Raw genomic sequence first — 13,078 nt, forward strand, 5'->3', positions numbered from 1 at the left:
AAAATGGAGTTTTCTCATGATGCTAAAGGTAGAGCTTTCGCTAATAAAGGGCTGATAAAAGCTACTGAATTTGGGGGAATTTTAATTTTTATCCTGCTTTCTAGTTATTTCTGTTGTATTTGAGAAAGTTTGGAACGAATATTGCGTAATGTTCTGCTAAGGTTAATATTTGAACAACTAGTATTAAGAAAGCCGGCCTGTTGTTGAAATATTTCTAAATAGCAGAAAGCAATGATGCTTCAGCGTGTTGTATTAAGACAACGCTGGGGCTTTTTTTGTAGGAAAAAAGGGGGGATGCAGGCTAGGCGTTTTATCAAATAAATGACTATTACCAAAACATCAAAGGAGTGAGCTGCGTGTCAATAACCCAGGTTGGAATAATTGCTTTATGGATCCTTGCATTCTTAATTCCTATCCAACTGATCATTGGGGCGCTCGTTGCCCGTAAAAGCAGTCAGAGCGCCAGCCACTATTTTATCAGCGGTAAACAACTGCCGCTATTGCTGGTGTTTTTCGCAGACTTTGCCACTGTTATGGGTGTTGGCAATTTTATTGGTTATGCCGGCAAGGGTTATGAGATTGGGTTGAATCAGTTTTGGATGCTGGCCGGTGAACAGGGCAGCAAGCTGATATTTGCCATATTTCTTGCCGGGATGATCGGGCGTTATGCCTATACTACGATTAATGAGTTTCTGGAAAAGGAATTGTTCCATGATAAGTGGCTGCGGGCCATTGGCGGCATTATGATGACTTTACCGATGATTTGTTGGACTGGAGCTCAGGCCATTGGTATCGGCACCCTCTTATCGGTGGTTATGGGCATTGATCCGGTCTCAGGTATTTGGGTGGCTTCACTTACCGCTATCTTATATACCGTAATGGGCGGGATGTGGGCAATTGTCTGGACCGACTTGTTGCAGGGTTTAATTCGGATTGTTGTCGGCGCAATATTCTTTGTAGTCGTGTATATGAGTGTTGATGGCATTGGCGGAATAAAAACAGCTGTCACCGCAATTAAACCGGAGTTGTGGTCGATGCAGACAATTGGGTTTGGGGCGGCTCTGTCGTTGTTTCTGACCCCTCTTTGCGGCCAGTTTACCTTTCAGGCCTGGTGGCAACGCTGTTTTTCAGCGAAGGACGCCAAAACTGCCCAGCGGGGCTTCTTCTGGACGGCTATTTTTGCGGTATTTATGTGTTCTGCGAGTATTTTCGTCGGTATGGCCGCTTATACTATGAACCCTAACCTGCCCAGGCCCGACATGGCCTTTAGCTGGTTGCTCAATACCTGGTTGGACCCCGTTATGGCGGCATTGTTAATTGTCACGATTATTGGTGCGGACATGACCGTATCGGCAGGCCTGCTAAACTCCGGTGTAACGCTACTGTTGATGGATGTAATCAAGCCGTTTTTCAAACCGGCAGCCACCGACGCCGAATTGATCAAAATGGGTAGATGGCTTACTTTTATTCTGGGTGTCGGAGCAGTTGGCGTAGCCTTTTCTTTTCCCTCAGTTCTTTCAGCTGCTTTGTTTGGCCTGGCAGTTACCGGTGGGGGATTGTTTATGCCGCTGGTACTGGGCCTTTTATTACGAGACAAAAACGGTGGTACCTATATCACCCAAACTGCAGCCAAAGCCTCGCTTGTCTTGGGCGGGGGGACTGCTGCTGTATTCCAATATGTGCCTCAATTAGCGAAAATATTTGGCGGTGGGATTATTCCGGGCATCTTACTATCGGCAGTGATTACTATGGGACTTAGTTATTATGAGCATGCAAGCGGCAAGGCCAGGATTACCGGGTAATCACAATACCCAATAATCGTTTAATTTGAAATATTGGCATGGATATTGCATTGAATCTTAGATCAGGATGTTCGCTTACGGGCACAGAGCATCTATTTATATTTGTAGGAGGCCTGGCTGTGGGAAACATAATGGTGGCCAAGAGACTGGACCAGATTGCTTTCGCAGGAATTCGCAAGGTCTTTGAAAAGGCCAATCAATTAGAGGCGCAAGGGAAAAAGGTTATTCACTTTGAAATCGGCCGGCCGGATTTTGACACCCCGGCCCACATCAAAGAGGCAGCGAAGCAGGCGCTGGATAAAGGGTTTGTCCACTATGCGCCGAACGGCGGGATACCAGTATTGCGTGAAGCCCTGGCTGGCAGGCTTGCAGCCGATAAAGAGCTGACCTACAACCCTGATACCGAGATCATTATGACGGCAGGGGGACAAGAAGCCTTGTATCTGAGCTTTTTGAGCATTCTTAACGAGGGTGATGAGGTAATTTTGCCTGACCCTTGTTTTGGTCCTTTTCCTCTGGCCGTGCGTCTGGCCGGCGGTGTTCCGGTTAAAATTGGACTGCAGCCGCAGCAAAACTATTGTTACGATTGGGATGCTGTTACAAGGGCCGTGTCTCCCAGAACTAAAGCAATTGTTGTAAATTCCCCTCATAACCCTACCGGGGGTGTTTGGTCGGAAGAGCAGCTAAAAGCAGTGGCTGCTTTTGCCTGTAAGCATGATCTGTGGCTGATCTGCGATGACGCTTATGATCATTTGGTCTACGGGGGATGCCGGTTGTCACCGGCCGGTTTTCCGGAAATGCGGGAACGCACGATATTGTGCGGCTCACTGTCAAAAACCTATGCAATGACCGGCTGGCGTATCGGCTACATTGCCGCGGTAGAACCGGTCATTAACGCAGCCATCCGGTTGCAGCAGAACATTATGCTGTCGTTGTGTACCTTTGCCCAGCATGGAGCGGCAGCCGGGCTTGCCGGTTCGCAGGACTGCATCCGGGTCATGGCGGCAGAGTTTGCCCGCCGCCGTCAATTAGTGCTGGAAATGGTTAGCCAAACCCCCGGCATTGAGCTGGCTGGAATTCCTAAAGGTGCGTTTTATGTCTTTCCCCGCATTACCCTGCCCAACATGACGTCAGCTCAGGTAGCTGACTATTTACTGGACAATGCAGGTGTGGCGGTAGTTGACGGCCTGGCATTCGGCGAAAACGGCAACGGCCACTTCCGCCTTTCCTACGCCGTGTCTTTTGAAGATTGCCGGGAAGGTCTGGAGCGCATCGCCACGGCGATGACAGTACTTGTCCAAAAACAATAGTAAATGTGAGGGGGGGAGGCTATGGCGGTCGTAATAAGCGCTATGCCAAAATGGCGGTTTGCTGCGTCCCAGGTTGCTCTGCCTGAGGACTGGGATATCCGGTTTATCAATCCGCAGACAGATGAAGAACTGATTTTGGCCTGCCAGGGGGCGGATTACCTGCTGGTGCCGGCCAGCGCGCCTGAGATTAATGCCAATGTCCTGCGGAGTATTGCTCATATTAAATTAATTCAAAGCGTGGGGGCCGGGTTTGACCGTATTGATACGGCAACGGCAGCGGCTTTGAAGATTCCGGTGGCTAATGTGCCGGGGCAAAATGCCAGATCGGTGGCTGAATTTACTATCGGTTTGATGATTGCATTGCAGCGGCAATTAGTTTTGGCTGACCGGGAGATAAAAGCCGGCAGGTACAAGGAGATACGAAAAAATCTATTCCAGCAGGGTCTGGGTGAAATTGAAGGCAGCAGAATCGGGCTAATCGGGCTAGGTTCGATTGGTCAGCATGTGGCGAGAATCCTAACTGCGCTGGGAGCTAACGTCTTCTACTATGATGGTTGGCGGCAACCACCGGCAACAGAAGTGCAATTGCAGGTAAGCTATCAACCCTTGGCGGCTCTGTTGGCTGGGAGTGATATTGTTAGCCTGCATGTGCCGCTCAATGAATCTACGCGTGGCCTGCTTGGGCAACAAGAGCTGGCGTTGATGCCTCCCGGCAGTTTGCTCATTAATACGGCACGCGGCGAGGTGGTCGATCAGGCAGCCCTGGCGCATATATTAGAAACCGGCCGCATCGGCGGCGCGGCAATTGATGTCTTTTCACCTGAGCCGCCGGGAGCGGAAAACCCGTTGCTGAATCTTTCCCCGGCAGCCAGAGACCGGCTGGTGGTGACCCCGCATATTGCGGGGGTTACCATTGGATCGATGCGCCGGATGCTGCAGGCGAGTCTGGCAAACATAACGAGGGCCATCAGCGGCCAGCCACCGGCCAATATAGTAAATATGTGATTTGAAAGATCTTAGCCAGGAGAAGTTGGCTAGTCTGGTGCATAGTGAAGCAGGAATCCGACCTTATTCGACTTATTGAAAGTATCCTCAATTTTGGTATGTGGGAGTTGTTGCTCCAGCAAGATATACCGGAACGATACTATGCGAGAGCGGAAAGGATTGGATATGTTGAAGACAGTATTGATCACATCAAAAGAATTTGGCAGTCAAATCGATATACAGCATAGAAAAAGCCTGGAAGAGTATTTTGCCGAAAACGGCTGGCAGATTGTGTGGAATTCAACAGGCGCGGCCATGAGCGCCGGAGATATCATCCAGTTGAATGCCAGGCACCTGCTTGACGCAATTTTGGTGTACTCCAGTTCGGATGAAATTAACCGGGAGGTTTTCAAACATTGCCGGAATTTGAAAGTAGTGTCGCGGCACGGGGTAGGTATTGAAAATATTGACGTCACTGCGGCACAGCAGGCTGGGGTGCCGGTTAAAACAACGGCGACAATGCCAGGTTATGAGACGGTGGCAGATTTAACATTTGCATTGCTGTTGTCTTTAGCGAGAAAGGTGCCGCAGATTGACTCCAGACTGAGAAGAAACGGGTGGTATCGCCCGATCAGCAGTGATGTTTGGGGGAAAACCCTGGGAATATTCGGGCTGGGGCGTATCGGTAAGGCAGTTGCCAAACGGGCGCAAGGCTTTGATATGAAAATTCTGGTTACTACGCGGCATCCGGATGAAGCTTTTGTTGCAGCCCAGGGCATTACCCTGTGCACCAGGGAGGAACTGCTGGCCAAAGCAGATTTTGTCAGCTTGCACTGCGCCTTAAACGCAGAAACAAAACATATGCTTGGTGCCCCGGAGTTTGCCTTGATGAAGCCCAGCGCTTATTTAATTAACACAGCCCGGGCCGGTTTGGTAAACCAAGGCGAGCTTCTTGCCGCGCTGAAAAGCAGAAAAATTGCCGGGGCGGCGTTTGATGTATTTGAAAAAGAACCGGCGGTAAATGACCCCATCATCGCGGAAGATCTGGATAATGTTGTAGCTACTGCCCATGTCGGTTCCTATACTGTGGATTCTCTCCGCCGGATGGATTTTTTAGTGGCGGAAAATATTGTGGAAGCAGTATGAGGGCTGTAAACAACTGGTAACAATGATAAATCGGTATGGTAGAGGCGCGGGACGCAAGAGTACTCTCAGGGAGCTGGCAGTGATGAACCGGGAGGAAAGGGCGGATCGCCGAAGTGCTTAGGGGCGGCCATTCCCCGGCACTGGGGTCGTATCCAATAGGTACGGCACTGTCATCTTCGGATGGTGAGCTATCGCACTAGGGTAGATTCCTCTTCACTATGCCGGTAGCCTCGTCATACACGGTGGCTGCCTTTTTTTCGTCACACTGTATGAAATCTCGACTAACTTAGGATGTGAAACGTATGAACTGGGACAATATGCCGTTATTGGTCATTCTCGTTTTGGCTGTTATCGGCAACAATCATTCCGTGTCCCTGGCCGTTTCGGCGCTTTTGATAATAAAATTAATGGGGTTGACGGCCTGGTTTCCTCATATAGAAAACCATGGGCTCAATATTGGAATCACCATTCTGACAATGGCGGTGCTGACACCGTTGGCCCAGGGCCGGATATCTGTCGTTGAAATGATGGTGGCCTTCAAAACGCAGTCCGGGCTGATCGCCATTATTGTCGGCATATTCGTATCCTGGGTCGCAACGCAGGGCATGTATTTCCTGAAGGCAGCGCCGGAGGCTACGACGGCCTTAATTGTCGGTACAATCGGCGGTGTATGCTTTTTTAATGGTCTGGCGATTGGGCCGCTTATTGCCGGCGGCATGGTAGCTATGATAATTAACTTATTAAACCTATTTAAGCAGTAATTTGGGTCAGGCTGCAGGAGGGAAAATAGATGGATATTCACAATCACGCCATATTGGGGGCGTTACCACTGGTAAAAAATGTTACGATTTATTTTGAGGGAACCAGGTTGTTGGCGCGGGCAGGTCAAACGGTCGCTTCGGCCTTAATGGCAAACGATATCTATGCTTTTGGTCACAGCCGGAACCTGTCACAAGCCCGGGGATTCTACTGCGGTAATGGACGTTGCCAGAGCTGTCTTGTGACCGTGGACGGGGTAGAACATGTTAAAAGCTGCAGTACCTTGGTCCGGGAGGGCATGGTGATCACGAAATGTGCCGGTGACCTGGATGTCAGGAGAGATTTGCATGCAAACTGATGTACTAATAATTGGTGGCGGTCTGGCTGGTCTTGCCGCAGCCTATGAAGTGGCAACAAATGGACATTCAGCAATTATTGTCGACGAGAGCTGGAGCCTTGGCGGTCAGCTCAGACAACAAAGTCAGGTTATTGTTGATATGCCGGCACCCTATACGGGACTGAGAGGCTTTCAATTAAGCCAGGTGCTGGCGGAAAGCCTGCAAAACCTGCCTGTACAAATTTTATTGCAACATGACATGATTGGGCTCTATGCCGATGGCAGTGTAGGGATTGCCTGCGGCGGACAGCTGCAACGGATAACCCCCGGGAGCCTTATTGTCGCAACCGGTGCCGCAGAATCGGCCCTGCCGTTTCCCGGCTGGACTCTGCCGGGTGTTATGACAATTGGGGCAGCCCAGATGCTCATGAACCGGGAACGAATCTATCCCGGGAAAAAAGCTGTGGTGCTGGGCTCCAGTGATATGGCGCTGGAGATCAGCCGCCAAATGGTTGAGCTTGGGATTAGCGTTGCCGCAATCGTTGAGCCATCGCAGCAGCTTGCTGCGACAGATAAAACCATTATCGAGGCCTGCCGGGCGAATGAAATACCGGTTTTGTTGGAGGCGCAGGCAATCGCTGCAACAGGCAGTGGCCGGGTGGAAGAAATTACCTTGGTTTCCGGACCAGACCGGCTAACGTTCAAGTATGAAGTAGATCTGGTATGTCTGGACGGCGGCAGGCATCCGGTGCTGGAGACGCTTTCTGTTTTGAACTGTCAACTGGCATACCGGCAGGAATTGGGCGGCTGGCTGCCATGCTACTCTGCCAGGCTGGAGTCTTCGGTCAGCGGTCTCTTTGTTGCCGGACAGGCGGCAGGCATTACCTCCCAGGCCGCAGTATACCGGACTGGCGTCATTGCCGGTCTCAGTGCTGTCGACTATCTTGAACAGAAAACAAGCGCAACAAGAGCAACTGCCCGGCAAATGCTCTGGGATGAGCTAAAACAATTGGAAACAGCTAAATATCCGGCTCGCTGGCAGGCCCGGCTGGATCACATGGGCGGCTGAGTCGGCAGGTTTGGATAAGGAGGGCTATAAGAATGGATAAGCTAACAATTGTTTGCCGCTGCGAGGAATTAACGGTGGAAGATGTGGAGAATGCTGTGGTCCAGGGCGCGGAGACCTTTGATGATGTAAAAAGATTGACCAGGGCCGGCATGGGCCTTTGTCAGGGTAAAACCTGCCGGACGGTTATCTCGGAACTAATTGCGTTGTATCGGGGGACGTCTGTGGCGGACATTCCTGTTCCCCGGATGAGGATGCCGCTGCGGCCGGTAACGGTGGGAGTTTTAGCGGCGCATCATTTCGGCGGTTCGACGACAAGGTCGCTGCTGGCAGAATCAACGCTTACCCCTAACCCGGATGAAGGGCAGGAGAAATAAATTGATCATTGAATATGATACGATTATTGTCGGCGGCGGGGTCATTGGGAGCGGGATTGCCTATCACCTCTCCGAAGTCCAACCAAACGGGATTTTAGTCTTGGATAAAGACTTTCCGTTAAATGGAACATCAGGTTCTACTCAGGGGTGGGTATGGATACAGAGCAAGGTCCCTTCCTGGTATGGGGAACTGTCCATGTTTAGCGCCGATCTTTATGAGTACCTGCCCCGCCGGATTGGGGACATTGAATATAAGCGAACCGGCGGTATCGGTCCTTTCTTTACCGAAGAAGAGCGGGAACTGGCTAAAAGGCTGGCCGAGACTCAGGCCGGGGTTGGCATCCACATTGATATTCTCAGCCGGGAGGAAACACTGGCGCGTGAACCGTCGTTATCCCCTGATATTGTGGGTTCGACGTACTGCAGCATCGACGGTAATGTGAATCCTATGCGCCTTGTTGAGCAGTATATGCGGGCTGCCAAAAAGAATGGTGTGACCTATGAATACTCCAACCCGGTCGTTGCTATTGAGAAAAAACAGGGGTCATACATTGTGACAGCCAAGCGGGGGACATATAGCTGTAAAAAACTGATCTTAAGCGCCGGTGTATGGACCCAGGCGGTGGGAAAAATGCTGGGAATCGACATTCCTGTTTTCCCGGTGCGGGGACAGATTATTGTCACTGAGCCGGTGGCACCCCTGTTTAAACACACGTTGTCCTCCATGCGCCAGGCAAGCAATGGTGAAGTTCTGATTGGCTACACCAAAGAATATGCCGGCTTTGACCGGAGCACTACTTTGGACGTTATGGAGGAAACTGCTAATTTCGGGGTCAAGGTTGTGCCGGTGTTAGCTAAAGCCAAGATTGTGCGCAGCTTTGCCGGCTTGCGGGTCATGCCGCAGGACGAAATTCCTATCATTGGTCACATTCCTGGTTTTGATAATCTATATATTGCCGTGATGCACAGCGGCATTACCTTATCACCCCTGGCCGGGGCCATTATAACAGAACTGATTACTGAGGGCGAATCGTCAATACCCATTGACTGCTTAAGTATCACTCGTTTTGCCTAAGAGGAGGAAAAGAAATGAATATACTTGTATGCATCAAACAAACCTTCGATTCGGAAGCCAGGATTACACTTGACGGCAATGGTCAAATCGATAGCAGTGGGGTTCATCTTGTTGTCAATCCCTATGATGAATATGCTATTGAAGAGGCAGTGCGGCTTAAAGAACAGTTTGGCGGCGAGGTTGTCGTCCTTACCCTGGGTGGTACCCGGGCACAGGAGGCACTCCGGACAGCCCTGGCTATGGGCGCCGATAAGGGGGTGTTGATTAGTGCGCCGGAGCTTGCGGCTGCAGACGAGTGGGTTGCCGCTGAAGTTCTGGCAAAAGCCGCGGGCATGCTGCCTTATGATCTGATTCTGGGTGGGCGGGTGGCTATCGACGACGGCTCGGCTCAGGTAGCAGTGCGGTTGGCGGAAAAATTGAATCTTCCTTCTGCTACCAGTGTGGTAAAGCTGGTCGTCAGCGATAAAACAGCAACTGCTGTCAGAGAGATTGACGGTGGCATAGAAACACTGGAGCTCCCTTTGCCGGCAGTAGTAACTGCTCAAAAAGGTCTCAACGAGCCGCGTTATCCATCAGCCATGAGTATTATGAAGGCCAAAAAGAAAGAGATCAAGCTATTAACTTTGGCTGATTTGGCACTTAATGGCGCCGAACTGGCGCCACAGATGAAAGTCGAAAAGTTCTTGATTGCCGAGCCCCGGCAAACTGGTCGCAAGCTGGCCGGGAATATACCACAGGCAGTCGGCGAGTTAATCAATATTTTGCAAACCGAGGTTAAGGCTTGGTGAGAGGAGCGGTAAAGATGGCCAAAGGAATCGTGATTTTTATAGAACAAAGTCAGGGCAATATAAGGAAAGTATCGTTGGAACTCCTGAGTCAGGCCAGAGTGATTGCCAACCAGGCCGGTGAAGGGGTGACAGCCGTCATTTTGGGCTATAAAATCGAAAACCTCGCTGCCGAGGCAGCTGCTTACGGTGCCGATAAGGTTATTGTGGCAGATGCCCCGCAGCTTGATCAATATACGACCGGGTCTTATACCAGTGTCCTAAACCGGATTATCCGGCAGGAGGAACCGCAAGCCGTTTTACTTGGCAACACGGCTACCGGACGGGACCTGGCACCGCGTTTGGCTCAGCGATTGGGTGTGGGCCAGGCTTCCGACTGCACCGGGATGGAATATGCTGCCGACACCTTTTTGCGGTTGACCCGTCCGGTTTATGCGGGCAAAGCGTTTGCCTGTGTGTCCACCGCTGTGCGGCCAATTGTTGCCACCATTCGCCCGAACACATTTGAGCTGGCTGCGCGTCAGCCGCAGCGCCAGGCGGAGGTGGTGCAGCAGCCGGTGGAAATAGCTGCTGCCGATCTTAAGGTGATTATCCGGGAAGTTGCGCTGGCTGCCACCAAGCGTCCGGAGCTGACTGAGGCCAATATTATTGTTGCCGGCGGACGGGGTGTCAAGGGACCGGAGCACTTTGCCATGCTGGGTGAACTGGCTGATACGGTGGGCGGCGCGGTGGCTGCCTCCAGGGTAGCGGTGGATGCCGGCTGGGTGGAACATGAATACCAGATAGGGCAGACCGGTAAAACCGTTTCTCCAACACTCTACATTGCGTGTGGTATTTCCGGGGCCATTCAGCATCTTGCCGGCATGGGATCAGCCAGATGTGTTGTGGCCATTAATAAAGACCCGGAAGCCAACATCTTTAAAGTGGCAGATTACGGTATTGTCGGAGATGTCTTTGAAGTCGTGCCGCTGTTAACCCAGGAACTAAAGAAGGTGGTTTGTCCACAATAACAGCTGGGTAAACAACGGCAACATCAGTTAACTACAGCTTGCCAGGGCAAGCATAAAGTGAGGAACATTATGGCTGGGCGGCAAATTTATTGGAATATCGAAGGGCATAATCTGCTTTACCTGTTATTTGCAATTGCGATTGGTTTTTTCATTTATGGTGTCTACCGGCGACTTCGGCTTTGGCGGCTGGGCCGCCCTGAAAACCGGTGGTGCCACCTCCGGGACGGGATTCAGGACAGCATTGTCTATGGTTTCGGGCATAAGCGGCTGCTGCAAGAGTCCTATCCCGGCTACATGCATCTGCTAATCTTTTGGGGTTTTGCATTTTTAGTGCTGGCGACGATGATTGTCGCCATTCATGCCGACCTCGGGTTTCCCATATATCAGGGTTTTCTGTACCTGTTTGTTAAATTTACCGCCAACCTTTTCGGGCTGTTGGCGGTAGCCGGGATTATGCTGGCAGCCTGGCGCCGTTATGTACTAAAACCCCGGGGATTGGATAATCAGACCGAAGATGCCATTACCCTGTCCCTGATTTTGTCCATTCTGGTGACCGGGTTTCTTCTGCAGGCAGTCCGCATGGCGGCTGTCCCTGATCCCTGGGCCGGCTGGGCCTTTGCCGGTAAGTGGCTGGCAGTACTTTTTGCCGGTCTGGACGGTCCGGCCCTTGTGAAAATTCACCAGTTGCTCTGGTGGTTCCACGCGGTACTTGTGATGGTATTTTTCGGCTACTTCCCTTACTCCAAGCTTTTTCACATCTTGCTGGTACCGCTTAATCACCTGTTGCGCAAAAGGGGTAATACCGGCGTACTTGAACCTATCGACTTTGAAGATGAAAGTCTGGAGTCGTACGGTAAGGGGCAACTATCTGAATTCTCCTGGAAAACGCTGTTTGATACTGACGTATGTGTGCGCTGTGGGCGGTGTCAGGATCATTGCCCTGCTTTTGTCAGCGGGAAGCAGCTAACCCCCAAAGGAATGATCCAGGCGTTTAAAGGCCACATGGAAGCAGCCGGCAGGGCAAAGACACAAATCACGGCCGCTGGGAGCGAAACCGCTGCTGCCAGTGAGTTCTCACCAGCAGCGGGGACAACTCTTATCGGCGGGGTGATTGCCGAGGAGGATCTCTGGTCCTGCACCACCTGCCGCTCCTGTGAACAGCAGTGCCCGGGTTTTATTGAACATGTCGATAAAATTATTGAAATGCGGCGTAATATAGTGCTGATGGAAAATCCGTTCCCGGCTGAAGCCAGGCAGGCTTTTCGCAATATGGAGAATAACGGCAATCCCTGGGGGATCGGTTCAAGCTCCCGGGCTGATTTTCTTAAGAGTCTGGGAGTACCCACCTATGAAGACAATCCGGCTGCTGATATTTTGTACTGGCCGGGCTGTTCCGGCGCCTTCGACGCCCGCAGCCGGAAAGTATCCCAGGCGCTGGTGCGCCTGTTACAGGCTGCCAGGGTTAACTTTGCCATTCTGGGCAATGCGGAGAAATGCTGTGGTGATTCAGCCCGCCGTTTAGGCAACGAATATCTCTACTCTACGCTGGCAATGGAGAACATTGAGGTGATGAAGGCATATGGTGTAAAGAAGATTCTTACTCAATGCCCGCATTGTTTCCAGGTTTTAAAGAAAGAGTATCCGCAACTGGACGGGAACTTTGTGGTGGTTCACCACACTGAATTTTTGCTTGAACTGGTCAAAGCGGGCGCACTGCCGTTGAATAGCTTAGCCGGGAAAACGGTAACGTACCATGATTCCTGCTATTTGGGCCGGTATAACCAAATCTACACTCAGCCGCGGGAATTGTTGGCAGCTGTGGGGCTAAGCCTCAGGGAGCTGCCGCGCTCCCTGGAAAAGGGCTTCTGCTGTGGTGCCGGCGGCGGCCGGATGTGGCTGGAGGAGCGGTCGGGAGAAGCCATTAATATGATTCGCGCCCAAGAGGCGGCTGCAGTTAACACCGATATGATTGCCTCCGCCTGCCCGTTCTGTCTGACCATGCTGGGAGACGGGATTGCCGCGCTGGCTGGTGAAGAGACCGGCACGACGCTGGATATTGCCGAGATACTGGAGCAGGCACTGGCTGCAAAATTATCGGTTTGACCTTCGTTAGGAAAGGGGCAGTGGCTTGTTGCTGCCGCTGAACGCAATAATGTTCATTTGATTGCGGGGAAGATGCAATCCGGCTATTAGACTGTGATTTTCAGCAGATAGGATTATAGAGGGATTTAAACAAGATCGATAGCCTTTTACTGGCCAGAACCTGTAAAGAAACCCTAGAAGCTTAATGTTTCTAGGGTTTTCTTTATTCTAATAGCGTAGTTTTATTTTAGCGTGCCTGATTCGATTTTAAGCAAATATTGAAATGCATTATGTCCAGGCGCAATGCCTGGCTTCTCAAACCTCTAGTAGGGACAATTCATAAAC

12 protein-coding genes and 1 riboswitch are annotated in these 13,078 nt (G+C 51.2%); all 12 genes read left to right on the plus strand.

The window, feature by feature from the left end; genetic code table 11:
- The first annotated feature begins 356 nt into the window (after window positions 1-356).
- The 12 genes from VN379_RS14980 (at window position 357) to VN379_RS15035 (ending at window position 12,754) form a co-directional block, all read left to right on the plus strand.
- On the plus strand, window positions 357-1,802 hold the full coding sequence (locus VN379_RS14980; RefSeq protein WP_325535236.1) for a sodium:solute symporter family protein: 1,446 nt from the start codon (window positions 357-359) through the stop codon (window positions 1,800-1,802).
- A 119-nt stretch (window positions 1,803-1,921) separates the two neighbouring features.
- Window positions 1,922-3,112 (plus strand): pyridoxal phosphate-dependent aminotransferase, encoded by a 1,191-nt coding sequence (locus VN379_RS14985; protein ID WP_325535238.1) that lies wholly within the window; start codon window positions 1,922-1,924, stop codon window positions 3,110-3,112.
- A 21-nt stretch (window positions 3,113-3,133) separates the two neighbouring features.
- Window positions 3,134-4,117: a 2-hydroxyacid dehydrogenase gene (locus VN379_RS14990; RefSeq protein ID WP_325535240.1), complete on the plus strand. Its 984-nt coding sequence runs from the start codon at window positions 3,134-3,136 to the stop codon at window positions 4,115-4,117.
- Window positions 4,118-4,282: 165 nt separating this feature from the next.
- The gene (locus tag VN379_RS14995; RefSeq protein ID WP_325535242.1) at window positions 4,283-5,242 is read left to right on the plus strand and encodes a phosphoglycerate dehydrogenase; all 960 of its coding nucleotides are present in this window, start codon (window positions 4,283-4,285) and stop codon (window positions 5,240-5,242) included.
- A gap of 31 nt (window positions 5,243-5,273) precedes the next feature.
- A riboswitch (Lysine riboswitch) is annotated at window positions 5,274-5,441 on the plus strand.
- Window positions 5,442-5,544: 103 nt separating this feature from the next.
- Window positions 5,545-6,003 (plus strand): DUF441 domain-containing protein, encoded by a 459-nt coding sequence (locus tag VN379_RS15000; RefSeq protein ID WP_325535244.1) that lies wholly within the window; start codon window positions 5,545-5,547, stop codon window positions 6,001-6,003.
- A 29-nt stretch (window positions 6,004-6,032) separates the two neighbouring features.
- Complete coding sequence (locus tag VN379_RS15005; protein WP_325535246.1) at window positions 6,033-6,359, plus strand: (2Fe-2S)-binding protein; 327 nt, start codon at window positions 6,033-6,035, stop codon at window positions 6,357-6,359.
- The gene (locus VN379_RS15010; protein ID WP_325535248.1) at window positions 6,349-7,407 is read left to right on the plus strand and encodes an FAD/NAD(P)-binding oxidoreductase; all 1,059 of its coding nucleotides are present in this window, start codon (window positions 6,349-6,351) and stop codon (window positions 7,405-7,407) included. The genes VN379_RS15005 and VN379_RS15010 overlap by 11 nt, the downstream gene beginning before the upstream one ends.
- 32 nt (window positions 7,408-7,439) lie before the next feature.
- Window positions 7,440-7,781, plus strand: coding sequence for a (2Fe-2S)-binding protein (locus tag VN379_RS15015; RefSeq protein ID WP_325535250.1), 342 nt, complete (start codon window positions 7,440-7,442; stop codon window positions 7,779-7,781).
- 1 nt (window position 7,782) lies between these two features.
- Window positions 7,783-8,856, plus strand: coding sequence for an FAD-dependent oxidoreductase (locus tag VN379_RS15020; protein WP_325535252.1), 1,074 nt, complete (start codon window positions 7,783-7,785; stop codon window positions 8,854-8,856).
- A gap of 14 nt (window positions 8,857-8,870) precedes the next feature.
- Complete coding sequence (locus tag VN379_RS15025; RefSeq protein ID WP_325535254.1) at window positions 8,871-9,644, plus strand: electron transfer flavoprotein subunit beta/FixA family protein; 774 nt, start codon at window positions 8,871-8,873, stop codon at window positions 9,642-9,644.
- A 14-nt stretch (window positions 9,645-9,658) separates the two neighbouring features.
- Entirely contained in the window at window positions 9,659-10,651 is a 993-nt protein-coding gene (locus VN379_RS15030) for an electron transfer flavoprotein subunit alpha/FixB family protein (protein WP_325535256.1), read from the plus strand.
- A gap of 69 nt (window positions 10,652-10,720) precedes the next feature.
- Window positions 10,721-12,754, plus strand: a complete 2,034-nt coding sequence (locus tag VN379_RS15035; RefSeq protein ID WP_325535258.1) for a heterodisulfide reductase-related iron-sulfur binding cluster — start codon at window positions 10,721-10,723, stop codon at window positions 12,752-12,754.
- The last annotated feature ends 324 nt before the right edge of the window (window positions 12,755-13,078 follow it).

Source organism: Sporomusa sp., assembly GCF_035561255.1.
Lineage (GTDB): Bacteria > Bacillota > Negativicutes > Sporomusales > Sporomusaceae > Sporomusa.

Coding starts and splice junctions, on each gene's coding strand:
- VN379_RS15000 (WP_325535244.1), top strand. CDS start 5,545: ATGAACTGGGACAATATGCCGTTATTGGTCATTCTCGTTTTGGCTGTT.
- VN379_RS14995 (WP_325535242.1), top strand. CDS start 4,283: ATGTTGAAGACAGTATTGATCACATCAAAAGAATTTGGCAGTCAAATC.
- VN379_RS15030 (WP_325535256.1), top strand. CDS start 9,659: ATGGCCAAAGGAATCGTGATTTTTATAGAACAAAGTCAGGGCAATATA.
- VN379_RS15005 (WP_325535246.1), top strand. CDS start 6,033: ATGGATATTCACAATCACGCCATATTGGGGGCGTTACCACTGGTAAAA.
- VN379_RS15025 (WP_325535254.1), top strand. CDS start 8,871: ATGAATATACTTGTATGCATCAAACAAACCTTCGATTCGGAAGCCAGG.
- VN379_RS14990 (WP_325535240.1), top strand. CDS start 3,134: ATGGCGGTCGTAATAAGCGCTATGCCAAAATGGCGGTTTGCTGCGTCC.
- VN379_RS15015 (WP_325535250.1), top strand. CDS start 7,440: ATGGATAAGCTAACAATTGTTTGCCGCTGCGAGGAATTAACGGTGGAA.
- VN379_RS15035 (WP_325535258.1), top strand. CDS start 10,721: ATGGCTGGGCGGCAAATTTATTGGAATATCGAAGGGCATAATCTGCTT.
- VN379_RS15010 (WP_325535248.1), top strand. CDS start 6,349: ATGCAAACTGATGTACTAATAATTGGTGGCGGTCTGGCTGGTCTTGCC.